Origin of the sequence: Clostridium sp. MT-14 (assembly GCF_042436595.1) — a bacterium.
Lineage (GTDB): Bacteria > Bacillota > Clostridia > Clostridiales > Clostridiaceae > Clostridium_B > Clostridium_B aromativorans.
This window is the reverse complement of sequence record NZ_JBHMIY010000003.1, coordinates 25,944-51,491: the sequence shown is the minus strand read 5'-3', so window position 1 is coordinate 51,491 and position 25,548 is coordinate 25,944. Positions and strand designations below refer to the sequence as shown.

Below are 25,548 nucleotides of genomic sequence, written 5' to 3'. Positions count from 1 at the left end.
ATAAATAAGAATAGAGGATGATAAAAATGAGAATTGAAAATGTAAAAGTATATGATTTAGAGGAAAGTATTAAAGCAGCTAAATATCCAATGTCTGTCAATACAAGTAAGTGTACTTCAGAAATAACAAAAATGACTAAAAAATTAGCTCAATCACCTAAAGGAGAGGCTCATGATCAATTTTTATCTGGGATACGAGTTGCTTTTGACTTAACTTGTACTAATAAGATGTGGGTGGAGTTGGAACGTTATCGATTTATAACATTTGTATCTAGTCAATCCACAATGCATAGAATAGCTAAATTTGATTTACATGCACAATTTAATCAATATGTTGATCCACGTATTATAGCTACAATGGAGGAATTAAAGGGGATATATAATAAGACTCATGATGCAGAGGATTATTTGAGACTTTTGTATTCTAATCCGGCAGGATTTGAACTTACTGCAAGACTTACTACTAATTATAGATGCTTGAAAGGTGTCTTCTGCCAAAGAAAAGATCATAGATTACCAGAGTGGCGAGAGTTCTGTCAGTGGATTAAGACTTTACCTTGTGCCACAGAATTAATTGTAGGAGAAAAATAATAATACAATTTCAAGTAGGACAATAAAAAAAATTGTCCTACTTCCTAAAAGGAGGATATAACTATGAGTGTGTATGTAACGGGCGATATTCATGGTAGTATAGATATTTCAAAATTAAATACTAAAAATTTTCTAGAACAAAAGAATCTATCTAAAAAAGATTATTTAATTATTTGCGGAGATTTCGGTCTTGTATGGAACAATTCTAAAGAAGAAATTTACTGGAGAAAATGGCTTAATGATAAGAATTGTACTGTTCTTTTCTGTGATGGTAATCATGAAGGATTTGACTTATTAAATAAATATCCTGTTGAAAATTGGCATGGTGGAAAGATACATAGAATAGAAGATAGTGTTATTCATTTAATGCGGGGTCAAGTATTTAATATAAATGGATATAAATTCTTTGTTATGGGTGGAGCTATGTCAGTAGATAAGATATTTAGAAAAGAATATATATCATGGTGGAAAGAAGAAATGCCTAGTTTTAATGAGATGAATGAAGGGTTAGATAATCTCAGAAAATATAATAATAAAGTGGATTATATTATTTCACATACTTGTAGTTTTAATACTTTAAAAATCATTAGTAGTTTATGGGGATTCACTCCAAAACCCGAAGATGCTTTAAATAAATTTTTCGATATAATTGAACAAGAAGTAGAATATAAACATTGGTATTTTGGGCATTTTCATGAGGATTGTATGATTAAGAGCAATCAGACTTTATTATATAATAAAATTAGAAAAATAATATAAAAGAGTGGTGTAGAGAAAATGAGTATATCAAAAAACTATTTATTGGAACAAATTAATAGAAGTCGAACAAGTATAGCAGATGAAAATAGATTATATGATTTAGATACTAATAATAATCATTTATGTGATGTTTGCCATAACAGAGGTCATTTATTTGTGCTTGATGAGTTGGAGGATTTTATTAAAAATAATAATTATAATAAAAAGACATTAAGAAATATGTTAAAGAAATTATATTTAGTTGCTGATAATTTATCAAAGGAAATAGAAGTTAAATATGAAAATGATATTGATAATAGCAGATTAGAATTATCTAAAAACAGGAAGGATTATATTGAATTATTCTTATATTATGGAATAGCATGCGAAGCTAATTGTTTTAAAGAAATCATAAATGGTAATTATTATGTGGATAAATCGGCGTATACCCCTACAGATTGGGAAGGCTGGATTAGCAATAAATAATGATTTAAAAATTAATAAAAATAGTTGACAAATTCGGTTCATAATATTATAATAAAATTAATAAAAGAAAAAGGGGAGATTATTATGGATCGAGTTTGTAAATTTTTAGAGTATTTAAAATTTAATTTGAATAGAGCCGATGGGACAATAAAACAATACAAAATAGATTTAAGTATGTTTATGGAATATATAAAAAGCATAAAAGATATTAATGAAATTAATGATGATGTAATAAAAAATATAACTGATACAGATTTAGATAATTTTGTAGTGTATTTAAATAAGGATAGAAAGATGTCTCCTAGTACTATAAGTAGAAAAGTAGTTGTATTAAAAGAATTTTTTAAATATTTATATAATAAGTGCAAGTTATTTGATAAAAATATTGCAAGTGATTTGCAGAAGCCCAAATGTCCTAAAAGATTATTGCAGCCATTAAAGATATCAGAGGATAAAAATTTATTATCAATTATTCAAAATGAATATAATAATAGTAGAGAAGGAATAAGAGATTATACTATTATAACTATATTTTTAAATTGTGGTATTAGAAAACAAGAATTATGTAATTTAAATATCCAGGATGTAGATCTAATAAATAATTCTTTAAGTGTTATTGGAAAAGGAGATAAACAGAGAATTATTTATTTTTCTGAAGATGTGGCGAATATTATAAAAAAGTATTTAGTTATACGTGAAAGATATTATGATCAATCAAAGATAAAAGATGAAGATGCATTATTTATTAGTAGAAAGAATAATAGGATATCAAAAGATGCAGTATATAAGATGGTAAAAAAATATATGAAGAAAGCCAATATAAATACGAATGTTTTCCATGTTCACTCATTAAGACATAGTTTTGCTGTTAATAGTTTAAGAGCAGGTACTAATCTTAGATTAATCCAAATGGCATTGGGGCATTCTTCTTTAAAAACAACAGAAAGATATTTAGATGTGTCAAATGAAGATATGAAGGAAGTTGCAAACAATATAAGTAGTATATATCGATAATTTTTAATAAATTAATAAAATTTCTCTATTTTTTGTAAAAAACATTAATAAAAGTATTGATTATTGGATATAATAGTTATATAATTAATATAAAAGATACGATAGGTATGTATTTTCGTATAAATAATAAGTAGAGGGTGAGAAATATGAAAGATAGAGAAGTGCGACAGCCTTTTGAAGAGAAGCTATCTGCATTAATAAAAAAATTTAATGCAGATACAGAGATAAAAGAAAAAATAATTAATGAATTGGAAAACAAAATAAGTAGAGGAGATATTGCTAGAATTTGGTCGGGTAATCTGCAACTTATACGTTTAAATGATTTAGAGTTATTATTATTCTCAGATGCTTTTTATAAAGCACTAAATGGATCAAAATTAGCAGAAGAAATAAATCCTCACAATATATTTACTGATAATGAGTTTAATGAAGCTTTGCATATATCGTTACCTCAAGAAACGAAAAAGAATTTTATGACATTTAATAATGTTATAAGAGTATATCAAGAAAAAATAGGGTGGATTTATCATATACCTATTGTTACTCCAGAACAAATTGTGGAAATGAGTAATAATAGAATAACTAATTATAATTTTAAAGCCCAAAGAGGAGCAATAAAGAAGAAAATATTTGGAGTAGAAGTTAAAATACCACAGATTTTTCCAGAAAAAGTTGATACTATTGCAGAAAATATAGTATCCGGTAAATATTTTCCTGTTGATACAATAGTAATTAATGTTTTGAAAAATGGATGTGAAAAATTAGTTTTTACTCCTACATTAAATGAAAATATAGGTAATTTAACTTTATATAAAGTAGAGGGTAGTTCTAATGATGAGATTGATGGTGCTAATAGAATTCAGGCTATAAACAAGGCTTATACTATGGCTAAAGAGCAGGGAAAAACCTTAGATATTAGATTTAAAATGGATATAATAAATGTTGATTTATTAACATCTAATGATTGTATTATACAGATTGATAGTCAAACTCCAATAGGAAATGAAAGAAGAGAATTTTTAGATACTTCTAAATTTACAAAGATAGCAAAAGATATTAATATTTATGAAAATGAAGAGACTAATATTTTATATCAAAGAATAGCTGAAGATACAAAAGATTATAACCTTTTTAATAAAATAAGTACAATTCAAGTGTTTTCTGAAGGGTTAGAAGATCATTATAATAAATTGTTAAAACAAAACAATCCTTCGTTATATACGAACATATTAGATTATATAGTAGATTTCTTTAATCAGTTTTTAGGTAATTATTTTGATTATGTACAGAACATTATAGATACAAGGAAAAAAACAGTATTCTTCGATATTAATATGTTTTATTTATATATTGACATATCAAAAAGGTTGTTTAGTTTATATCAGCAAGATGAAAAGGACTGGAGAAAAAAAGTAAAAGAAATAGCTAATTTTTTTGATTTTGATAAAAAAAATAAAGAATGGAAAGATATTAGGACTACTGGGAGATTAACTCCTACCGCAAAAAACATATTTAAAGAATACTGTGATAAAAAAATGAATAAGTTATTTGGAAAAGAGGTGAAGTAAGATGCAATTAAAGAAGCATTATGGTAAATTACAACAAGATGTTGAGCTGAAAGAACAATTTTTAGAGAACATGAAAAAAATAGATAAAAATTCAGACGGGTATATTTTGAATTCACGTTCAAATTTAAAGAAAATAGGAGAATATGAAAAGAGACTAAATAAAGATGTATATGATTTTAGTCTGGTAGAATTAAATGATATGCTATATGAAATGGAATTTGGTACATGGGGAGCAGCAAGAGAACTAACAAATACTTTAAAAAAATATTTGATTTATGCAAGAAGCAAAAATTTAGGAAATATGTCTTTAGATATCACAGATTTTTTTAGAAGTGATTTGTTAAAAAAATATGTGTCTAAAAACAAGTTAAAAGGAAAATTTATTAATGAAAAAGATTTAAAAAAAATTATAAATACTCCAGCAATTAATAATCCTAGAGATAAATTATTCCTTTGGCTATTACGATTAGGAATTAGAGGGAAAAGATTTAGTGAGTTAAGTATGTTGAAGAATACTGATGTTGATATAGAGGGTAGATTTATTACTACTAATCAAGAAATAGTAAAAAACTTACCTAATGAGGTTATTATTTTAATTAAACAAACAATAAATACCAATGAATATTATAATATAAATAAAGATAGACAAGGTCAAAGAATTGAGAAAGCTTTATTTTTAAAAAAAAATAATTATTTGTTTAGACCTGTAGATAGAATTGGACACGTATCGAAAAATATGACAGCAACAGATTTCACACAACTGTTTAATAAATTAAAAAAATATTTTGAGGAATATCCATATGTTACTGCAATGACAATATATACTAGTGGAATGTTGTGGAGTTTTCGTAAATATTTACAGCAATATGGATATACGAATGATGATTTAAATGATACTTATAAAACAAATAAAATATTTGAGGAATTTAGACAAAAACATTATCCTGATGCAACAGGATCATATTCTTATGATTTTGTTGCTTTATATAAAAACATCATGGATTAAAAGTATGCAACTACAAATGTAGTTGCTTGTTATCAAAAAAATATAAATAATAAAAATCAAAAGTTAGGTATATTTATGATATACTTGCTTAAAAATTCTTTACGTGGTAAAATAATGATATACAAAAATGGAACATCCGTTCGATAACTTTGTGAAAAAAGAATATAGATACTATATTTTAATCTATATTCTTTAAAAATATCTATCATTAACCAATAGATATTATATATCAAATTTGAAGGTAATTTGACCACATTCTTATGAGTTAGGGTAAGATAAATAGGGTAGGAAGTATCCGAATAAAGAGGTCTGTGGACATAGTAGGTTACGAGGTGGATGAAGCAGAAAAATCTAAGAGTGATCTTAGAAGCACGTGACTTTAGTCATGTGAACTTCACGATCAGTAAATATAATTATAAAGGGGAGCGTTATATATGGATGAAGAAGTATTTGAAAAAGAATTAAATAAATATAATAAGGATATGAATGTATTAATTAAATCTAAAAAATGGACAAATTTATCTGAAATTAAATTACAAGAACATTTGACTAATATTATTAAGTTACGTAACCCACCAGAAGAAAAATATTATCTTGATTCTAGTTATATATCTGATTTGCTTAATAAAAATAAATATATGGAAATCTATAATGAGTTGCAAAGGTTATTTAAGAGCTTTATCCCTTTTATTACAATAAGGCGATTTATACATAGTGCTGAAAATATAGGAATTAAACAAACTTGCGATTTAGTAAATAAATATAAAAGCATTGGATATCATTATAGTAAAACAATGGACTATATTATATAATAATTTTTCTATAAAACAAGGTGGTTAAAAGAAGAACGGCGGGAATCATCTAAGTCTTTAGCTTAGATGATGAATAGCGATAAAAATAAGGAAATTTAAATAATGAATAATTATAGAAGTAAAAATCATAGGAAATATAAAATAATTTATCATATTATATTTGTCGTAAAATATAGACAAAAATTATTGTATCTAGAATACCACAGGTTTTACCTGTGGTTCCGAAAAGCTTATAGCTATGAGTAGAAAAAAGAAAAACTCCAATATAAAATAGAAGTGGGTTTGCCAACCACAACTAAAATATATTGGAGGTGTGTCCGAAATGGACAATAATAGTTTAGCACACAGCAAATGGAATTGTAAATATCACATAGTTTTTGCACCAAAGTATAGAGGACAGATAATATATGGAAAGATAAAGTCAGATATAGGAGTAATACTAAGAAAATTGTGTGAACATAAGGATGTAGAAATTATTGAAGCAAATGCATGTAAGGATCATATACATATGCTTGTAAGTATACCGCCTAAATTAAGTGTATCACAGTTTATGGGATATCTTAAAGGTAAAAGTTCATTAATGATTTTTGATAGACATGCAAATTTAAAATATAGATATGGCAATAGGCAATTTTGGTGTAAAGGGTACTACGTTGATACTGTAGGAAGGAATAAAAAAATTATAGAAGAATATATAAAAAATCAAATACAAGAAGATTTAGCATACGAACAAATGAGTTTAAAAGAATATATTGACCCATTTACCTTAAGCTTAGCAGAAAGCCCACGTCTTTCAAGCGTGGGATGAATGCTTAAAGAATTTATAATAAAGGTTTTGAAGCGAGCCTTATACTATCGTTAATGGATACAGTGGTATCTTTGATAGTGAAAGTCTTATAGAAATAAATCAGTGATATTAGCTTTTGAGTTAATATAGAAATTTATGTATATAAGAACCCCTTGCCTTTAGGCTTGGGAGTTTCAGAATACTAGAAATGGAAGTAGATAAAGACCATACTCATTTTATGATTGATTCTGAACCTAAATCATCTCCTTTAATGATAGTTAGAGTTCTTAAACAGCAATCAACAAAAATGATATGAGATCAATATCCTAGAAGTATGAGGAACATTTCTGGCATGAAATTACTTTTTGGACGGATGGATATTTTTGTTCTAGTATTGGAGAAGTTAGTCAACAATCTTTAAAGAATTATATTGAAAATCAAGAATAAATTTATATATAAAATTAATAAAATGAATTAAAAAATAATATTAATAATAGTATAATTAAATTATAGAAAAGGAGGTGAATGTCTATGAATGTAATTTTAAATAGAGGTTATAAATATAAAATAAAACCAAATAAAAAGCAAAAACAATTTTTACTTAAATCTTTTGGTTGTGCTAGAAAAATATATAATTATTATGTTGATTCTTTATATAAACAATTAGAACAACAAGAATATGAAAATGGATTAATAAAAAATATAAAATATGATACTCCTGCAAATATAAAGAAACAATTTATATATATGAAAGAAATAGATTCTTTAGCTTTATGTAATGCTCAAATAGATTTTAAAAACGCTATTAAAAAATTTAATAAAGAATATGACAAAAAGTCTTATTCTAAAAGAAGTAAGAAAAGACAAAAGACGTTAGGAATAATACCTACATTTAAAGATTTGAAAGGTATGCCTAAATTTAAAAGTATAAAGAATAATGACTTTTCGTATAAAACAAATAATCAGAGTCGTGGTGGTAAATGGTCTGATATTCAATTAAAAGATAAATTATTATATATTCCTAAACTTAAAACCTCTATTAAAGTTGTAAAACATAGAGATTTACCTCAGAATTGTATTATTAAAAATGCAACTATTTCAATGGATTATAAAAGTATATTTTATGTAAGTTTATGTGTAGAATATACTAAAAATATAGAACAAAAGAAAAGCGAAAAAGTTCTAGGATTAGATTATTCACAGCATGATTTTTATGTAAGTAGTGAGGGTATGATAGCCAATTATCCTAAATACTATAGAATTATGCAGAATAAATTAAAACTAGAACAACAAAGACTTTCAAGAAAAATTCTTAAATCTAATAATTGGTATAAACAAAAGAAAGTAATATCTAAAATACAGACTAAGATAGTAAATCAAAGAAAAGATTGGTTGCATAAGGAATCTACTAGATTGTGTGATAAATTTGATGCAATAATATTTGAAGATATAGATTTAAGAGGAATGGGACAATGCTTACATCTTGGTAAAAATTTATCTGATAATGGATTTGGTATGTTTAGAATATATTGTAAATATAAATTAGAAGAAAGAGGGAAGCAATATATAAAGATAGATAAATGGTATCCAAGCAGTAAGAGATGTAATAATTGTGGATATATATATGATAAATTGCAATTATCAGAAAGAGAATGGACATGCCCAAGTTGTAGAAGTATAATTAAAAGAGATTATAATGCAGCATTAAATATAAAAGAGGTAGGGCAGACCTTGTTAGCTTGGTAATGAAATACTCGATAGAGTATAATCCCAAGAAGCCATGAAGTCTTTAGCTTCGTGGAGTGTCACGATATGTTTTCTTAGCTATCTTATTTTATAGAAAATATAATTAATAAAAATAATATTGACAAATTAAGAAAAAAGATCATATTAATAAAATAGCAATTTTAACGATTTTTTATGCTTGAAAATTAAAGTAAAAACAAGTATGAATGAGAATGGGAAAGATTAATTGATAATAAAATTTATAGGAGGAAATAAAAATGAGTAATTCGGTATTTTTTAATAATGAAGATATAGTTGAGAGCAGTGATTATAAAGATGCTGTTGATATAGGAGCATTTCTACAAAAAATAGAGAATTTATGCTCTTATGAACAAGATTATACTTATAACCAAGTTGTCGATTTAGAGAAAGCAGAAGAAATATTATGTGCAATAAGATTAATAATGAAAAAATAATTTGAAGCGAGGTAATAAATAAATGAGAGATTCCAAAAGAATTAAGCCTTTTTTACAAGAACTAGAAAAATATTGGATGAAATATCCAGATTTGAGATTTGGACAGATGATAATTAATTTTAGTAAAGAGATTTGTAAAGACGAAGTTTATAGGGATTCAGATGTTTTTAATATAGAAGATAATGATTATTTAATGTATATAAAGGATGCAATAGGAAGGGAGAAATAAGAAAAATGAAATTAGAGGTAAAACATACAAAAAGTTCGGAAGAATATTTAAAAAAAGTATTTACAAAATATAAAGAAGTAGATAAATATTGCAATTTGATTACTGTAAATGGTAGATGTGTTATTCATCTTTATGCAAAAGAAGATACTAGACATGACAATAGTAATGTCTTCACTGGTTATGGAGATGCATATAATTGTGAAGTATATGTTTTTGATGAGGAGAAAAAATTATATTATAAAACAAAATATCATGATCAAGTAGAAATAGATAGGGATGTAAATGCTTGTATTAGAATATTTAAGGATTTAAGTACAGTCATAATAATTCCTTTGCCTTGTAAAGTGTTATTGGGACAATCAATATTAGTTGTAAGTCAAAAAGATAGAAAATAGAAGAAAAATTAATAAATGAACTGTTTTAAGGTGATTGGAGGGGATATTGCAATGAAAAGAATAAAAATACATAATTGCACAGATTGTCCGTATTCTGAATTTTATACAAGTGGTGATCCTGATCTGAAACCAATTTTTAAAGATGATAATATAAGTTATCACAGTAAAATGAGAATAGTAAAGAAATTTGTTTGTACTCATCACGATCTAAAGGAGAATGAGAGAAATATTAATAGTGAGAATATACCAGACTGGTGTCCATTGGAGTCTGATAACTCATTTGATAATATGCTTGAAGCTGGTCAAGAATTTAAAAAGAAATTAGGATTAACAGATAAAGAGATTGATAAGTTATTAAAAATATTAAAGAGAGAAGAGGACAAACAATGAAAAAGAATGTAGACGAAAATGAACTAGTGCAATATTATGTTGTAAATAAAGATCTAAATATGTCAATTGGGAAAACTTCAGCTCAGGTCGCTCATGTAGCTACTATTATTGCTATAGAAGAAGGAACTAGTATAAAGCCGGAAATATATACAAAATTTGATGAATGGTATGCAGATAATCAAACTAAAATTATTTTAGGTGCTCATCAAAAGGATTTAGAGAAATTAGTTTCTGAAGGATTTTACTATATTAGGGATAATGGGAAAACTGAAATAGAACCAAATAGTTTGACTGTAGTAGGGTTAGGTGTAATGACCAGGAAAGAAGCAAAGTTATATATTAAGAGGTTTCAATTATTATAAAGAGAGTTTAAGGTGATATAAAATGTATTATGGGAATAAATCAATAAAAGAATTAGATGATTATTATAAGATAGATACAGAACCATTTATCAAATATCCATGGTGGAAACATAAGCAATGTGAAAAAATTCAATCTGCTTTTAACAATCATGGAATTATGTTGACACTAGCAGAGTGTAAAATGATGTATGAAATATATTCAGATGAGGCACTTTGTGCAGGTTGGGAAAATGGATTAGAAGATATGTCAAAAAAACAGATATTTAAATTATTACTACCTTGGTTAAAAAATATATTAAATGATAGAGAGGGAAGAATACATAGATTAGTCGAGCAATTAGAATTGAACGGATATTTGGAAGATTAATATAATCAATAAAACTACTCTTTTATCTTGATTGGAAGTAAAAAATGACAATATCAATACCATATATTTTATACTGTATAGTAACATTTTTTGCTGGTTATGGCATTGCTGCTCTTGTTGATGATATAAGATATAAATAATGGCGATAGAGGTGAATTATATGTATAAAGATAGTTATAATAGAATAAAGGCTATTAAAAATTCATTCAATGATTTGATAGATAATATAAAAGAAATAAAAGATCAATTAGAAGATGTATACATTAATACATATCGTGAAGTTAGAGAAGAAATTACACAAAAGCAAGAAGAGTATGTACATGAGTCAGAAGAAACTAAAAGAATCTATAATCAATTAGATTTTGATATATGTAGTAAATTAATAAAGAAAATACTACCATTAAGAGTGAGGTTATTCAATAAAATTCATTGTTGTGGAACAAACATAGAAAATGGGAATACAATACAAGTGGCTTTTTATTTTAATGATAAAAATGAATATATATATTATTATAGCTTTGCTCCATATCAAATACGATTATTTCTTCATATAAAATAAATAACTATTGAAAATTAATAAAAATAGATTTATAATAAAAGTAAGAGGTGATGATATGTTTAAAATAGGAGATAAGGTAAAAATAGATTTTGCATCTGATTATTTACTGAATGAAATAGACAAAGAAATCTTAAAAAATATGAAGAAATGGGATAAAGAATATAATGGCATACATAAAATAACAGATATATTTACATCTGGATTATGGACGGATCATGAGATGAAAAGATATGAGCTTGATTCATACTATATATTCTTTTCAAATGAAATTAATAAAATTGATAAAGAAAAGTAATCTCAAATATTTATATATATTATAAATTATGAGATAGAGGGATTAGGTTTAATCCCATTAGTTATAAGTAAAATTTAACTATAAATGACTTCATAAAGAGTCAATAAATTAAACTTTTTATCTTAAAATTGGAGGTTAGAAATTATTGAAAATTTTTGTTGTTAGTCATGTGGATTCCGACTTTGATTGTATAGAAAATACACTATGTACTACGAATTTTGATTTAGCTGTGCATCATGCATTTAACTATTGCAAAGAAAATAAACATACTATAATTAGCGGAATTGAAATATGGGAAGATGATAAATTACTTTTTGACTATGGGCATATGAATTATGATGTTATTAATAATATAGATATAAATAATGAAGAACTCAATTATGAAGATATAAAAAAGGATATAATTAAGCAACTTAAGAAGGGCAAAGGAGGTATTAAGTTGAATGGATAAATGTTGTAGAAATTGCAAATGGTATTTTGAAAGTCAATGTAATTGTCCTGATTTAATAAGTAATATTCTCTTAGAGAATAATTATAATGGTACTACATATGTTGAAGATGGTTTGTTGTCTAAGGCTATAGAAGAAGAAGTTAATTTTTCCGATATAAAGGACTTGATAGTAGATAAATTATATGAAGAAGGATATATAAAGAAAAATAGGAACATTAATAAGTTCGATATTGAAGATATAGAAAATGGGCTTATAGAAATAATAGATGAGGGATTAAGTAGGAGTATAATGAATTATTTCGACAATAGAATTAATAATAGTAGTGTTAATTTCAACAATATAGATGAATATCATTGTTGTTATTGGGAATAAAATTAATAAATTATAAAGGAGAATGATATATGGAGTTTAAAAAATATCAACACATAGAAAGATTTGGTACAGATGAAGTAGAGGATATAGAATTTGGTCATTGTTTTGTATTTTTTAAAATAGATGGCACAAATGGTCAAGTATATTTAAATGATGAAGGCAATATTGAAACTGGTAGTAGAAATAGGATATTGAGTATAGATAAAGATAATGCAGGTTTTTGTGATTATATATTACATAATAATAAAATAAAATCATATTTAGATAAACATCCTAGTCATAGATTATATGGAGAGTTTTTAGTTCCGCATAGTATTAGAACTTATAGAGATGATGCTTGGAGAAGATTCTATATATTTGATGTATGTATAGATAAAGAAGATGGTGGAATAGAATATATCCCTTATAATATATATAAACCATTGTTAGAAGAATTTGAATTAGATTACATACCTCCATTAGCAGAAGGAAACAACCTTACATATGATTCTTTAGTAAAATTATTGGACAAGACAGGTCAATTTTTAGTTAAAGATGGAGAGGGTAATGGTGAAGGAATAGTTATTAAAAATTATGATTTTTATAATAGATATGGTAGACAAACATGGGCAAAGATAGTATGTAATGAATTTAAAGAGAAATTTCATAAAGTAATGGGTGCAGATCAACTAACAGTAAAAGTATCTACCGAAGAGAAAATTTTAAATGATTTTTGTACAGCTGCTTTTATAGAAAAGGAATATGCAAAAATAGTAAATGAAAAAGATGGTTGGAAAAGTCAATATATACCTATGTTATTAGGTAGAGTTTATTCAGAATTAATAAAAGAAGAATCATGGAATATAATAAAAAAATACAAGCAACCAAAAATAAACTTTAAAACTTTAAATGCGTTAGTTACTCAAAAAATCAAACAAGTAAAATCAGAAATATTTGCTTAATATGGAGGTGTAAAATATTGAAGCCAAAATTTATTATGATGATTGGAATTGTAGCCTCCGGTAAATCAACTTATGCTAAGTTATTGGCATCAAAAGAAAATGCAATACTATTGTCTTCAGATCAATTAAGAGTTGAATTATACAATGATATTAATAATATAGAGCATAATAATGTCATATTTGAAACAATACATAAAAGGGCTAAAGAGTATTTAAGGCAAGGGAAAAATGTAATAATAGATGCAACTAATTTATCTTATAAAAGAAGGAAAGCATTTTTAGATGAATTGAAAAAGATAAATTGTATAAAAGAATGTTATTTAATGGCTACCCCTTATGAATTATGCTTACAACAAAACAAATTAAGAGATAGGCATGTTCCTGAAGATGTAATAAAAAATATGTATAAATCAATATATATTCCCCAGCTATATGAGGGATGGGATAATATACACATAATTTATAATACAAAAGATATGAAGTTTAACTTCTTTAAATTATTTAGTGATTTAGACTGCATAAACCAAGATAATCCACATCATACACTTACAATTGGACAGCATTGCAATAAGTGTAGAGACATATTAATAGATATTTTAAGAGGTAATAATATTAGTGCATATAGTAGAGAAGGAATTAATTTATTAATGGCTGCACAGTTGCATGATATAGGAAAACAATTTACTAAACAATTTAAAAATAGTAAAGGAGAAGATACAGATGTAGCACATTATTATAACCATCAGTTAGTATCAGCATATAATAGTCTTTTTTATTTTAAAGAATTAAAATATGAGCAAGAAGATATATTGAATATAGTTAAATACATAACTTTTCATATGCAGCCATATTTTATAAAAACAGAAAAATCAAAGAATAAATTTATCAAATTAGTAGGGCAAAATTTTTATGATAAATTAATGTTATTAAATCAAGCTGATAAAATAGCAAAATAAAATTAGTAAAAAGGGAGAAATGATATTATGGAACTTAGAGATTTAATAGGAAATCATATTTTAACAGGAGTAGATTATGGTACAGAAAAAATCTTAAATGATTTTGATGAAGAGTATGATGGGGCATATGTAATATTTAAATTGGATGGGATTGAATATTTAGCAAGTGAAGATCCAGAAGATGGATATAGAAGCTGCTGTAATGAATTAAAAATAGTAAAAAATAAAATCAAAAATATTTTTCAGCCAATAGAAGTGCTTTGTAAAATGCGAAGTGATGGCGATTGGGGAATAAATGATGTTTTAGAAATTTATGATGCAATAAATGGTAAATTAATATTAGCTATAGGGACAATGAACACTGATGATTATTATCCTTGGTTTGAGTATGAATACAATCCTGAGAATATGAGTATTAATCAAAAATAGAATAGAATTGTTCTTTTATGTGAAATTAATAAAAGTATAAAAATATTATTAGACAAAATTAATAAAAAAGTATATAATAATATTATAGAGGTGAGTAAATGTTTGAGAATGTAAAAACTGGATTTGTATATAATAAACTAATAAAATTGGGTTATTATATACAAGAATTTAATAAAGGTAAATATGGTGATTCAATATCTTATATTATTCCGAATATACAAGAAAGCATCAATACATATAGATCTTATTTTTCGGGTACTGAGGAATATAAACAATATGTTTTTTGTATAGGAAATATAACTTATGGTGTTGAACTAGATAAAAATTTTGTTTTTATAAAAGTAGAAGATATTGTAATATTCCATAATAGAGATAATCACACTGATAGTGGACATTTTGAAGATGTATATCGAGGTTGGAATCATACTACGCCCAAGGCTATGTTAAATAAAATAAAAGAGGATAGTAAGATCATTGACAAATATAATAAATTAATAAAAGGATATATGAAATCTCATAGTACAATAGAAAAGACTGAATGGATGCAAGAACAAGAAAAATTAAATGAGATATTTAAATAAGGGGATGAAACTTATGAAATTATTAGAAAAGAAAGTAAATCTGTTTGATTTAGATAACAAATATTATTTAGCTCATTGTATTAGTGCTGATGCTGGAATAGATAATAGAGCAATGGGATTAGGGATAGTTATTCAATTTAATAAAAAGTTTCATATGAAAGCTAAAATAAAGAAATATGCTGAATTAAATGATATTAAAGTTGGTAATGCGATATTAATAGATAGAGTATTTAATCTTATAACGAAATCTAAATATTATGGTAAGCCTACTTATGATTCTCTTAGAACATCTTTAGAAGCCATGAAAGAGCAAATACTAAATAATGATATACATTATTTAGCTGTACCAAAGCTTGGATGTGGATTAGATAAATTACAATGGGGTAGAGTAAGATCCATTATACAAGATGTTTTTACTGGATTAGATTTAGAAATTTTAGTATGTAAATTATAGATATATTTAGGAGGTATTATAATGAGCAATGAAGAAAATCGGAAGAAAACAATATATAAAAAAGACCAAATGGATGCAAGAACAAGAAGAATTAAATAAGATATTTAAATAAGGAGGCAAAAAAAATGGAATGTTTAACTGAAGTTAAAAAAAAAGTTTCTATAAAGGCAGGTGATGTTTTACTTTATTCTAAAACAAAAGCGTTTTTAATAATAGAAACTAATGATAAATTTATAGGTACACAAATTTTTAATAATAATGGCTATTATCATCTAGGCTTTAGCAATTATTATAATATCAGTGCAAATAAAGTCGCAGAAGATATAATACGAGAGAATGGTGATTATATAAGAGTTATTAACCTAAAAGATATGAAAGTAAGCTTTTAAAACAATAGTTTTATGTTAAATAAAATTAATAAAATCTTGTTTTTAAATTTATATTTAAAATAATTGTTTCTATTAAGAATATATTTGTATAGGAAGGAAAATTAATATGATAGAAAATATGACAATAAGACAGTTGTTGAATACAGATGTTATTGAAGAAGTCGACGAGGCAGTATATAAGTTGATAAAGCATATGAATGAACTAAACACGATCAAAGGTCGGAAATATTTTTTAGGGGAATTTGAAGATAAGGGGAATTTAGAACTTCCTCCTTTAAATTTAGAATAAAGAGGGAATTGGAATTTAGAAGGGAGAAATAGAACATGGAGTTAGATAAACATAAATTAATATGGTTATTATCTCAATATTCTTATATAGCATGTAAAAAAAATTGTCCAGATTTTAAAGAAACATTATTACAACATGAAGAGAAATTAGGATTCGCTTATGACTTAGAAAGTCCAGGATATATATTAGAGCAAACAAAATGGTATATAGACTGCATTATAAAGGGATATAAATTGAATATAAAAGAAAGTGAGGAATAAATAGTTTGACAATATTAAATTTCATATTAGGACTATATATAAAGATTAGTATATTTACTTTTATATTATTTATAATATCTTCAAGTTTGACAAAAATCGGATTTGGAGAAGTTGATGTATTTAAATCATTTAATGAGGTAAATAAACAATTAGAAGAAATGAATGATGAAAAGATTAAAAATTTTTGTAATAATATGTTAAACAGTTGTATAAATAATCCAATGAATATATTAATGTATGAATTAGTATTCGCCTTTACACCAATAGTACATATATTTTTCTTAATATATGAAATAAAAGATATAATAAATAAATTAACTTATAGAAAGGGAGATTAGCAATGAGTTTAGGGAATAAAGAAGTAGATGTAATATATGTTTTATATGAAGATAATACAGTTACAATTTTAGAAGTTATAGAGACAGATGATATCCAAGTATCTTTAAATAGAAAAAAGTTCTATGAGAAAATATATGATAATGTTGGATTATATTGTGGTGTAGATGTATATGAGAGAAACAAAAATTAGAAAGGGATTAAATAAATGGATGAAGTATATGTAATATATTTAGATGGTAAAATGTATAAAAATTCAAGTAAGAAAATAGTATATTTAACTAAAGGTAGAGCTAAATCGGTGGTAACATCAGAAAGTAAACATATGGCAGAAGAAGAGTATTGGGAAAATAATAATCATAAATATATGTTTGAGTTATCAAAGAAAGAACAAGACATATTAATAAATAAGCAGAAACAAAGATTTGAAATAAAAACTTTTGTACCCAAAGATAACAGTGAAACTTGCTATATGGGTGAAATGCCTAAAAAACCACGTCCTACTTTGAATGATGAAGATATTGAATATAATGATTTAGAACCATCAATATGGCATCCAAGAAGAATAGTTAACTTAAAAGGTAAAATATCAGAAATAAAAAGAGCTGATAATGTAATTTATAAAGAGAAAGAAGATGATGATTAAATGTTTATATATTTAGCCGGAGCCATGAGCTACTATGATTGTATACATCAATTTGAATTAGCTACAAGATGGAGAGATGAAGCAGTAAATAAATTAAAAGTTTGTGGATATAATGATAGAGATATTTTTAATCCATGTAAAAATTATAATATTAATAAGACTTTTGATTCCAGAGGAGTAGTTTATCAAAATATATTTTATCTATCAAAAGCATCATTAATAATCTTAAATATGAAAGATTTAGATAAAAGTCCAGGTACATTATTCGAAATATGTTATGCAATTTTATACCATATACCCGTAATAGCGTTTGGAGAAAGTAAACTATATGAACAGCCACATGTTCACGAAAGTATAACTATTAAATTTGCTACTATGGATGAAGTTTTAAAATACATAAAAAATATGTACACTGTAAAATAGGGAGGAAATAATATGAACATAAATATATATATAATAATAGGTAGTACATTTCCACTTAGTTTAGATAGTGAAATATTATTTAAAATATATTCATTTGAAAGTAAAGAAAATGTATTAAAAAAAGCATATAAATTATTAAAAGAAAAATATTGTAATTTTGATGATATAGATATAGAAGTTTATACACTTGCAGAATATATAAGAAATATAGAAGAATTAAAAATAAATAATATACAGAAGTGATATTTTAAAGTAACAAGAAAGGAGTATATATGGAAAGTAATATCTTTGTGCCTAAAAAGATTAATGTCGGTTTTCAAAATAGGGAAGATACATATACAAAAAAGTTAGCTTATGTTATTTATTTTGATGAGAAAGGCAAATTAAGAAAAAAAACATCTTGGGATAATTGGAGAGATAAAGAAATAGATAATATTATTTATGATAATGAACCGACAGAAGGATTTGTTTTAAACAAACATGTAGGAGGATACTGTTCTGGTTGGGAACATAGAAATAGTTATATAAGAGTTTATGATCCACGTAAGTTTGAGTTCGAAATAAGCGTAGAGAATCTATTATACATACTTGAAAATTGTAATAGTATTAAAGGTAAAGGTCTTGAGGGCAACTTCGTGTATGGATGGGATGGAAAAGATCTAGTTCTGATACCTACAGCATCACCTGATTATGTTGAAATATCAAAATACAATAAGATTATACATGCCAATACTCATATAAAGACAAAAGATTTAAAATTAGGGGCGACATACCGAACAAAACAGAATGAAGAATGGATTTATATGGGTAGATTTGATTACTATAAAGATACATATGAACGAATTCCTGATGGAATAGGATCGTACGGAATGACAAAATATAAAAACATTATAAAAAATATTAATAAAGGTAAATGTCATTATTTTGCTAGAGAATGTAGATATAGCTGGGTTGGTGATCTTCAATTTGAGACTTTAATATTAAAAAATTTGGGTAATAAATTCATTTTAGCAGTATCTACAGATTGTGTTGAAAACTATGCAGAATTATTTGATAAACTCGAACATCAATCATCATATTCTCCATATGATAAAGAAAAGGATGAATATATAAGATATACTTTTGAAGAATTTAATGAAAAATTAACTGATTATAAATGTTGGAGTTATTTCTTTGACTCTCAAAGGAAAGAAGTATATATACATAAACTATGTGATAATCCACTTCAATATGGCTGTTTAGATAGGAATTATTGTTGTAGTGAAATAAAAGGTACACTTGAAGAAATTTATAACGAAATAGAGCCAGCATATAAAAACGAATATTTAAAAAATGGGAAATTATATAGGAGGATAAATTAATATGGCAAATTTAAATGATTCAAAAATTATGAATTTAAAAGTGTTAATTGAAGGGAAGAAAAAGGAATTAAAAAAATTAAAGCAATTTTCACCAATTACTAACTGTTCTATAGAACTAGATAGGACAAGATATAATATCAATGTTTTGACCAAAGAACAACTTATAGCTTTAGTAGTAAAATTACAAGCCTATATGACTGCTGCAAAAGAATTGGAATTATTAGATGAATATGTGATAAGTGGATATAAGGTAGAGGAATGGATATCTGATATTAAAACAAAATTAGATGTTTTAACTCAGAAAGATGAAGAGAAGAAACTTAAATTCATGGAAAATAAATTAGATAAATTATTAAGTGAAGATAAGAAAACTGAATTAGAACTAAGTGAGATTGAAAATATATTAAAGAAAGAATGATATTAATAAATTAAACAAAGGAGAATATAAATATGACAGCTAATAAATTAAGAGAAAAGCAAAAATTAAATTTGATAAATCAAATATATGAAAGTGATTATTGTGAAAATACATACGAAGAATTACAAAAAATGACAAATACAGAACTACAAGAGTATTGGGAATGTATAGTAGATAGTATATCAAGTGAAGGTAGCTTAGGGTCGTTAGGTGTATGGGATGAAAATGGTAATTTAGAAGACGGATGGGATTGTTTTGATGACTAAATAAAACAGAAATTTTAATTACATATAAAATTAATAAATAGAAAGGATTGATAATATTAATACGATAGAAGAATTAGAAAATCAGATATACAACGAAGACTGTATAAAAGGTGCAAATATATTATATAAAGAAAATAAAGAATGTGTAGATTGTTTAATAACCGATCCTCCATATAATTTAAGTCGAAAAAACAATTTTAAAACTATGGGTAGAGCAGGAATTGATTTTGGTAAATGGGACAAAGAGTTTGATTTAACAAGTTGGATAAAACCTAATTTGTCTATATTGAAAAAAGGAGGTAATATAATAATATTTAATGATTGGAAAAATATGAGTTACATAAAAGATGAATTAGAAAAGAATAAATGTTTAATCAAAGAATTAATAATATGGCATAAGACAAATCCTATGCCTAGAAATAGAGACAGATTATATGTTACTTCGTGTGAATACGCTATATGGGCCACAAAAGGAAAAGGCTGGACTTACAATAGACAAAGAGATACGTATGAAAATGCTATATTTGAATATCCTATAGTTCATAGCAAAAGAAGAATACATCCAACACAAAAACCAATAGAGTTAATTCATGATTTAATAAAAATACATAGTAACGAACAAGATATAATATTTGATCCATTTATGGGTAGTGGAACAACAGCAATAGCTTGTTTAAATACCAACAGGAATTATATAGGATTTGAAAATAATAAAGAATATTATAAAAAAGCACAAGAGAGAATTAATACATATAAAAATAAAAAGGAAAGAAGGAATTAATTATTAGTAAAATTAAAAATGATAAATATTATACACCTCCCGATTTAGCAAGATATTGTATAGATAAAACTTATGAAATAATAGGACAAGATAATATATCGGAAGTAATTGAACCAAGTGCAGGGAATGGTAGTTTTAGTAAACAAATACCTAGTGTGTGTTGGGCTTATGATATAAAACCTGAAGATGATAGTATAATAAAACAAGATTTTTTAGCTCTAGATATAAATTATTTAGATGGAAGATTGATTATTGGTAATCCTCCATATGGTACAAGAAATATATTAGCTGTTAAATTTTATAAGAAATCAATACAGTTAGGAGATTACATAGCATTTATATTACCTATAAGTCAATTATATAATACTCAACAAATGTATGAATTTGATTTAATATATAGTGAAGATTTAGGTATAAAGGAATATAGCAATATAAAATTACATTGTTGTTTTAATATTTATAAAAGACCAGAAACAGGAGTATTTAATAAGAAACCTAATTATAAATTAAAAGATGTTGAAATAAAAGAATATAGAAGAAATGGAACTTATAAAAAACCAGAATATTATGATTTTGGAATGTGTACATGGGGAAATGGTACTTGTGGAAAAGAAGTAGAATATATAGGTCAATATGCTTTAGAATTATATATTATCATAAATAATCCTAAATATCATAAACAAATAATTGATTTATGTAAAAATACTGATTGGAAACATTTATGTTCATCAATATCTATGGCAAGATTACCAATGTGGAGAGTTTATAAATATATAAAAGAACAAATACCTGAAATAAAATAGAAGGAAGGAATTAACTATATCTAATATAGAAGAATTGAAAAATAAAATATTAAACGAAGATTTCTTACGAAATAATTTACCAGATGAAAGTATAGATTTAATAGTTACAGATCCTCCTTATCCTACAACAAAAAGAGGAACAAGTAAAAATACTACTACTGGAGGATTAGTTAGAAGCGAATTAGGCAAGGAAGGTAAAATTTTTAAACATAATAATATAAAACCAATAGAATATATTCCAGAATTTTATAGAATTTTAAAAGAAGGCTCACATTGTTATATAATGACTAATCATGTAAATTTACAAATAATATTAAATACTGCAATTAGTTGTGGTTTCCATTTTATAAAATCTCTAATATGGAATAAAGGGAATAAAATAATGGGGCAAGCATATATGAGTCAGTTTGAATATATTTTATTCTTTAGGAAAGGTAAATTTAAAAAAATAAATCATTGTGGTACATCTGATATATTAAATGTTCCTAATAAAAAGACCAAAGATAAATATGGTAAAAATATTCATGATACCGAAAAACCAGTAGAATTAATGAAAATATTAATAGATAATTCAAGTAATATTGATGATATTATACTAGATCCTTTTATTGGAGTAGGTAGCTCAGCTTTAGCTGCGAAAGAATTAAAAAGGAAATATATAGGGTATGAAATAGATCCACAATATTATGACATTACACAAGAAAGAATTAATACATATAAAATTAATAAATAAAAATTATTTGCAATTTGCAACTCTTTGTATTATAATAAAATTAATAAATATGAAGTAAGGAGGCGAAATAAATATGAAAGTACAAAGAGTATTGCAAATTCAAATTAATATAAATCATCTAATATATAATACAATATCTGATTTTTGTTTTAAATCTAAAAATGTATATAATTATGGTAACTATCTTATACGTCAAACTTTTATTATTACTTCTCATTTGTCTAACAATATATTAATAAATCAAGAGCAACAAGAATATCTTAATAATATTAATTCTAAAGTGGATGATTATAATAAGTTTAAATTGAATAATTTAAAAAAGAAACAAGCTAAGGGTAAATGTTTAAATAAAAAATATAAACCATTAGAATACTTTAATAAGAATCATAAATATATACCATATGATTTCTTAGATTATTTGATGAAGGATTCTGAACCATTTAGAGATTTAGGTAGTAATTCCTCGCAACAAACATTAAGAACTTTAGATAAAAATTGGAAATCTTTCTTTGAATTGATAAAAGAATGGAAAAATAATCCCAATAAATTATTAGGTAGACCTAAATTGCCTAAATATAAAAATATTAAAAACGGTAAATTTCCCCTATATCTATGCAATAATCAATTTAAAGTTAAAGGCGGATATCTATATTTTTCTTTTAAACCCTTAAAGCAATTTAATAATATATTCAAAATTAATATACCTAAGAATAGTAAATTAATTCAATTAAGATTCATTCCTAGAAATAATATCTATAATATGGAATTGGTTTATGAAAAGGATATACTAGATGAAGCAAATCAAAAACCTAGGAGAATAGTTGGGATTGATCTTGGAGTAAATAATTTTGCTACGCTTACTAATAATATAGGGATTAAACCTATTATTATAAACGGTAGAATTATTAAATCTATTAATCAATTTTATAATAAGAAATTAGCTTATTATAAATCTATATTAAAGAAAACTAATAAAAAGGACTGGTCAAATAAATTAGATAAATTAACTATTAAGAGAAATAATAAGATTAAATATTATATGCATTGTGCCAGTAAAAACATTATTGAGTATTGTATAGGTAATAATATAAATACAATAATTATAGGGAAGAATAATGAGTGGAAGCAGAATAGTAAGCTATATAAAACTGTTAATCAACATTTTGTACAACTTCCATATGAAATATTTATAAAAATGATACAGTATAAAGCAGAGGAAGTAGGAATTAAAGTAATATTGATTAATGAATCATATACGTCTGGTACATCATTTTTGGACAATGAATCACCTATAAAAGAGAATTATAATAAAAGCAGAAGAATAGTAAGAGGATTATTCAAAAGTAACAAAGGAATATTAATTAATTCAGATGTAAATGGTAGTTTACAAATAATAAAGAAAGCAGTCTCAAATGCCTTTAAGGGATATGAGATAGAGGGATTAGATTTAAACCCATTAGTTATTTGTGCTTAGTTATTCTAAATATAAATTTAACTATAAATGACTTTAGAAAAAGTCAATAAATTAGAAGTTTTAAATACATATAAAATTAATAAAATGGAAGGAGAAAAAATATGTTCGAGGAAGAATTAAAAGAACTCCGAAATCAGTATGAAGAATATAATACAAAAATTAATCATATGGAACAAAATTGTTATATTAAGAAATATAATACATATAAAAAAGAGAAAGAAATGATTTACAGCAAAATAAATAGGTTAAAGGAACATATGCAAGATAATTGCAAACATAATATATGGTACTATTTGTATAGCAGTACAGATGATTATGAAGGTAGAACTTATTTAACATGTAAATGCTTAGATTGTGACAAAATAGAAGAGAGTAGTTTAAGATATTTTAAACATATAATAAGAACAAAAATGAAATTTATAGATGTGCAAAAAGAATATAATAAATTAAAATTAGTAACAAAAAATGAATCTATTTTAATGGATTTATTAAAAGAAAAAATTAATAAATAGAAAGAAGGAATTAAATGCAATACGTAGGGAGTAAAAACAGAATATCGAAGGAAGTAGCTCCTATAATACAATCATACATAACTAAAAATACTAAAGGTTATTTAGAACCATTTACAGGCGGTGCTAATATGATTGATAAAATACAATGTGCTAATAAGATAGGTTGTGATATTCATGAAGAATTAATAGAATTATTAAAATATGCTCAACATAATGAGTTGCCTGAAACTGTTTCTGAAGATACATATAAAAAAGTGAAAAATAATAAAGACAAATATGAGAAGTGGTATGTTGGGTTAGTAGGATTCTGTGCAAGTTTTGGAGCTAAATATTTTGGTGGTTATGCTAGAAGGTATAATAAAGATGGTGTTTTATTTGATGTTCCAAGACAAGCGATTAATTCATTAAGAAAGCAAAGTAAAACAATAGAATTTAAAAACACTAAATTTATACATAGTAATTTTTTGGATTTACCTATAGATAAAATAAATAATTACGTAATCTATTGTGATCCACCATATAAGAATGCAACAAAATATAAGACAAAAGATTTTCCTTATGAAAAATTTTATCAATGGGTAAAAAAAATAAGTATACATAATGTAGTATTAATAAGTGAATACAATATGCCTGAAGAATTTACTTGCATTTGGAAAAAGAAACTAAAAACCTCTTTAGGTAGTGGTGTAAACAAAGATAGTAATAAAATAAGAGTAGAAAAGCTATTTACATATAAAGTTTAATAAATCAAATAAAACACCATCTTTATCTTAATAGTGAAATTAATAAAGACAGTAAATAAAATCTATTTTTTAAGGAAAGGAATGATACATATAGAAGACATAAAATTAATAAAAGGTAATTGTCTTATAG

Annotated in this window: 42 protein-coding genes and 1 pseudogene; all 43 read left to right on the top strand. The window is 25.1% G+C overall.

Going from position 1 to position 25,548, the window contains the following annotated elements; genetic code table 11:
* Window positions 1-26 precede the first annotated feature (26 nt).
* The 43 genes and pseudogenes from ACFHWD_RS03370 (at window position 27) to ACFHWD_RS03160 (ending at window position 25,418) form a co-directional block, all read left to right on the top strand.
* Window positions 27-590 (top strand): hypothetical protein, encoded by a 564-nt coding sequence (locus tag ACFHWD_RS03370; RefSeq protein ID WP_378060361.1) that lies wholly within the window; start codon window positions 27-29, stop codon window positions 588-590.
* 63 nt (window positions 591-653) lie between these two features.
* Entirely contained in the window at window positions 654-1,349 is a 696-nt protein-coding gene (locus ACFHWD_RS03365; protein ID WP_378060359.1) for a metallophosphoesterase, read from the top strand.
* Between the two features lie 18 nt (window positions 1,350-1,367).
* Window positions 1,368-1,814 (top strand): hypothetical protein, encoded by a 447-nt coding sequence (locus tag ACFHWD_RS03360; protein WP_378060357.1) that lies wholly within the window; start codon window positions 1,368-1,370, stop codon window positions 1,812-1,814.
* Window positions 1,815-1,898: 84 nt separating this feature from the next.
* Window positions 1,899-2,828, top strand: a complete 930-nt coding sequence (locus tag ACFHWD_RS03355; RefSeq protein ID WP_378060355.1) for a tyrosine-type recombinase/integrase — start codon at window positions 1,899-1,901, stop codon at window positions 2,826-2,828.
* A gap of 146 nt (window positions 2,829-2,974) precedes the next feature.
* Window positions 2,975-4,396, top strand: coding sequence for a hypothetical protein (locus tag ACFHWD_RS03350; RefSeq protein ID WP_378060353.1), 1,422 nt, complete (start codon window positions 2,975-2,977; stop codon window positions 4,394-4,396).
* 1 nt (window position 4,397) lies between these two features.
* A complete protein-coding gene (locus ACFHWD_RS03345; protein WP_378060351.1) occupies window positions 4,398-5,402 on the top strand; it encodes a hypothetical protein in 1,005 nt (334 codons plus the stop codon).
* A gap of 434 nt (window positions 5,403-5,836) precedes the next feature.
* Complete coding sequence (locus tag ACFHWD_RS03340) at window positions 5,837-6,214, top strand: hypothetical protein (RefSeq protein WP_378060349.1); 378 nt, start codon at window positions 5,837-5,839, stop codon at window positions 6,212-6,214.
* A 322-nt stretch (window positions 6,215-6,536) separates the two neighbouring features.
* Window positions 6,537-7,022: an IS200/IS605 family transposase gene (tnpA, locus tag ACFHWD_RS03335; RefSeq protein WP_378060347.1), complete on the top strand. Its 486-nt coding sequence runs from the start codon at window positions 6,537-6,539 to the stop codon at window positions 7,020-7,022.
* Between the two features lie 178 nt (window positions 7,023-7,200).
* Window positions 7,201-7,317, top strand: coding sequence for a transposase (locus ACFHWD_RS03330; protein ID WP_378060791.1), 117 nt, complete (start codon window positions 7,201-7,203; stop codon window positions 7,315-7,317).
* 35 nt (window positions 7,318-7,352) lie between these two features.
* Window positions 7,353-7,448, top strand: a pseudogene (locus ACFHWD_RS03325) (transposase); the annotation flags it as partial.
* Between the two features lie 84 nt (window positions 7,449-7,532).
* Entirely contained in the window at window positions 7,533-8,747 is a 1,215-nt protein-coding gene (locus tag ACFHWD_RS03320) for an RNA-guided endonuclease InsQ/TnpB family protein (protein ID WP_378060345.1), read from the top strand.
* 257 nt (window positions 8,748-9,004) lie between these two features.
* Window positions 9,005-9,202, top strand: coding sequence for a hypothetical protein (locus ACFHWD_RS03315; protein WP_378060343.1), 198 nt, complete (start codon window positions 9,005-9,007; stop codon window positions 9,200-9,202).
* Between the two features lie 22 nt (window positions 9,203-9,224).
* On the top strand, window positions 9,225-9,431 hold the full coding sequence (locus ACFHWD_RS03310) for a hypothetical protein (protein ID WP_378060341.1): 207 nt from the start codon (window positions 9,225-9,227) through the stop codon (window positions 9,429-9,431).
* A gap of 5 nt (window positions 9,432-9,436) precedes the next feature.
* A complete protein-coding gene (locus ACFHWD_RS03305; RefSeq protein ID WP_378060339.1) occupies window positions 9,437-9,826 on the top strand; it encodes a hypothetical protein in 390 nt (129 codons plus the stop codon).
* A gap of 51 nt (window positions 9,827-9,877) precedes the next feature.
* Window positions 9,878-10,216: a hypothetical protein gene (locus ACFHWD_RS03300; protein ID WP_378060337.1), complete on the top strand. Its 339-nt coding sequence runs from the start codon at window positions 9,878-9,880 to the stop codon at window positions 10,214-10,216.
* Window positions 10,213-10,578, top strand: a complete 366-nt coding sequence (locus ACFHWD_RS03295) for an aminoacyl-tRNA hydrolase (protein WP_378060335.1) — start codon at window positions 10,213-10,215, stop codon at window positions 10,576-10,578. The genes ACFHWD_RS03300 and ACFHWD_RS03295 overlap by 4 nt, the downstream gene beginning before the upstream one ends.
* Before the next feature lie 22 nt (window positions 10,579-10,600).
* A complete protein-coding gene (locus ACFHWD_RS03290; protein WP_378060333.1) occupies window positions 10,601-10,945 on the top strand; it encodes a hypothetical protein in 345 nt (114 codons plus the stop codon).
* Between the two features lie 160 nt (window positions 10,946-11,105).
* Window positions 11,106-11,504: a hypothetical protein gene (locus ACFHWD_RS03285; RefSeq protein ID WP_378060331.1), complete on the top strand. Its 399-nt coding sequence runs from the start codon at window positions 11,106-11,108 to the stop codon at window positions 11,502-11,504.
* A 55-nt stretch (window positions 11,505-11,559) separates the two neighbouring features.
* Window positions 11,560-11,799, top strand: a complete 240-nt coding sequence (locus ACFHWD_RS03280) for a hypothetical protein (RefSeq protein WP_378060329.1) — start codon at window positions 11,560-11,562, stop codon at window positions 11,797-11,799.
* Window positions 11,800-11,944: 145 nt separating this feature from the next.
* On the top strand, window positions 11,945-12,250 hold the full coding sequence (locus tag ACFHWD_RS03275; RefSeq protein WP_378060327.1) for a hypothetical protein: 306 nt from the start codon (window positions 11,945-11,947) through the stop codon (window positions 12,248-12,250).
* Window positions 12,243-12,623: a hypothetical protein gene (locus ACFHWD_RS03270; protein WP_378060325.1), complete on the top strand. Its 381-nt coding sequence runs from the start codon at window positions 12,243-12,245 to the stop codon at window positions 12,621-12,623. The genes ACFHWD_RS03275 and ACFHWD_RS03270 overlap by 8 nt, the downstream gene beginning before the upstream one ends.
* 29 nt (window positions 12,624-12,652) lie before the next feature.
* A complete protein-coding gene (locus ACFHWD_RS03265; protein ID WP_378060323.1) occupies window positions 12,653-13,564 on the top strand; it encodes an RNA ligase family protein in 912 nt (303 codons plus the stop codon).
* Between the two features lie 17 nt (window positions 13,565-13,581).
* Window positions 13,582-14,520, top strand: a complete 939-nt coding sequence (locus ACFHWD_RS03260; RefSeq protein ID WP_378060322.1) for an AAA family ATPase — start codon at window positions 13,582-13,584, stop codon at window positions 14,518-14,520.
* Window positions 14,521-14,547: 27 nt separating this feature from the next.
* Window positions 14,548-14,949 carry a hypothetical protein gene (locus tag ACFHWD_RS03255; RefSeq protein WP_378060320.1) on the top strand — a complete coding sequence of 134 codons (402 nt, stop codon included), beginning with the start codon at window positions 14,548-14,550 and terminating at the stop codon, window positions 14,947-14,949.
* 98 nt (window positions 14,950-15,047) lie between these two features.
* A complete protein-coding gene (locus ACFHWD_RS03250; RefSeq protein ID WP_378060318.1) occupies window positions 15,048-15,530 on the top strand; it encodes a hypothetical protein in 483 nt (160 codons plus the stop codon).
* A gap of 13 nt (window positions 15,531-15,543) precedes the next feature.
* Window positions 15,544-15,984, top strand: coding sequence for a macro domain-containing protein (locus tag ACFHWD_RS03245; protein ID WP_378060316.1), 441 nt, complete (start codon window positions 15,544-15,546; stop codon window positions 15,982-15,984).
* Window positions 15,985-16,109: 125 nt separating this feature from the next.
* Entirely contained in the window at window positions 16,110-16,373 is a 264-nt protein-coding gene (locus tag ACFHWD_RS03240) for a hypothetical protein (RefSeq protein WP_378060314.1), read from the top strand.
* Window positions 16,374-16,479: 106 nt separating this feature from the next.
* Window positions 16,480-16,662: a hypothetical protein gene (locus ACFHWD_RS03235; protein ID WP_378060312.1), complete on the top strand. Its 183-nt coding sequence runs from the start codon at window positions 16,480-16,482 to the stop codon at window positions 16,660-16,662.
* 35 nt (window positions 16,663-16,697) lie between these two features.
* Complete coding sequence (locus ACFHWD_RS03230; RefSeq protein WP_378060310.1) at window positions 16,698-16,922, top strand: hypothetical protein; 225 nt, start codon at window positions 16,698-16,700, stop codon at window positions 16,920-16,922.
* Between the two features lie 5 nt (window positions 16,923-16,927).
* Entirely contained in the window at window positions 16,928-17,260 is a 333-nt protein-coding gene (locus ACFHWD_RS03225) for a hypothetical protein (protein ID WP_378060308.1), read from the top strand.
* Window positions 17,261-17,262: 2 nt separating this feature from the next.
* Entirely contained in the window at window positions 17,263-17,451 is a 189-nt protein-coding gene (locus ACFHWD_RS03220) for a hypothetical protein (protein WP_378060306.1), read from the top strand.
* A 15-nt stretch (window positions 17,452-17,466) separates the two neighbouring features.
* Entirely contained in the window at window positions 17,467-17,904 is a 438-nt protein-coding gene (locus ACFHWD_RS03215; RefSeq protein WP_378060304.1) for a hypothetical protein, read from the top strand.
* Entirely contained in the window at window positions 17,905-18,327 is a 423-nt protein-coding gene (locus ACFHWD_RS03210) for a hypothetical protein (RefSeq protein WP_378060302.1), read from the top strand.
* Window positions 18,328-18,339: 12 nt separating this feature from the next.
* Window positions 18,340-18,570, top strand: coding sequence for a hypothetical protein (locus tag ACFHWD_RS03205; protein WP_378060300.1), 231 nt, complete (start codon window positions 18,340-18,342; stop codon window positions 18,568-18,570).
* 29 nt (window positions 18,571-18,599) lie between these two features.
* Window positions 18,600-19,688, top strand: coding sequence for a hypothetical protein (locus ACFHWD_RS03200; protein ID WP_378060298.1), 1,089 nt, complete (start codon window positions 18,600-18,602; stop codon window positions 19,686-19,688).
* Window position 19,689: 1 nt separating this feature from the next.
* Window positions 19,690-20,106, top strand: a complete 417-nt coding sequence (locus ACFHWD_RS03195; RefSeq protein WP_378060296.1) for a hypothetical protein — start codon at window positions 19,690-19,692, stop codon at window positions 20,104-20,106.
* 32 nt (window positions 20,107-20,138) lie between these two features.
* Window positions 20,139-20,372, top strand: coding sequence for a hypothetical protein (locus ACFHWD_RS03190; RefSeq protein WP_378060293.1), 234 nt, complete (start codon window positions 20,139-20,141; stop codon window positions 20,370-20,372).
* 37 nt (window positions 20,373-20,409) lie between these two features.
* On the top strand, window positions 20,410-21,153 hold the full coding sequence (locus tag ACFHWD_RS03185; RefSeq protein ID WP_378060789.1) for a DNA-methyltransferase: 744 nt from the start codon (window positions 20,410-20,412) through the stop codon (window positions 21,151-21,153).
* Window positions 21,154-21,308: 155 nt separating this feature from the next.
* On the top strand, window positions 21,309-21,956 hold the full coding sequence (locus ACFHWD_RS03180; protein WP_378060291.1) for a hypothetical protein: 648 nt from the start codon (window positions 21,309-21,311) through the stop codon (window positions 21,954-21,956).
* Between the two features lie 34 nt (window positions 21,957-21,990).
* Complete coding sequence (locus ACFHWD_RS03175; RefSeq protein WP_378060289.1) at window positions 21,991-22,689, top strand: DNA-methyltransferase; 699 nt, start codon at window positions 21,991-21,993, stop codon at window positions 22,687-22,689.
* Window positions 22,690-22,762: 73 nt separating this feature from the next.
* Window positions 22,763-24,163, top strand: a complete 1,401-nt coding sequence (locus ACFHWD_RS03170) for an RNA-guided endonuclease InsQ/TnpB family protein (protein ID WP_378060287.1) — start codon at window positions 22,763-22,765, stop codon at window positions 24,161-24,163.
* Between the two features lie 101 nt (window positions 24,164-24,264).
* Entirely contained in the window at window positions 24,265-24,675 is a 411-nt protein-coding gene (locus ACFHWD_RS03165; RefSeq protein WP_378060285.1) for a hypothetical protein, read from the top strand.
* Window positions 24,676-24,689: 14 nt separating this feature from the next.
* A complete protein-coding gene (locus ACFHWD_RS03160) occupies window positions 24,690-25,418 on the top strand; it encodes a DNA adenine methylase (protein ID WP_378060283.1) in 729 nt (242 codons plus the stop codon).
* The last annotated feature ends 130 nt before the right edge of the window (window positions 25,419-25,548 follow it).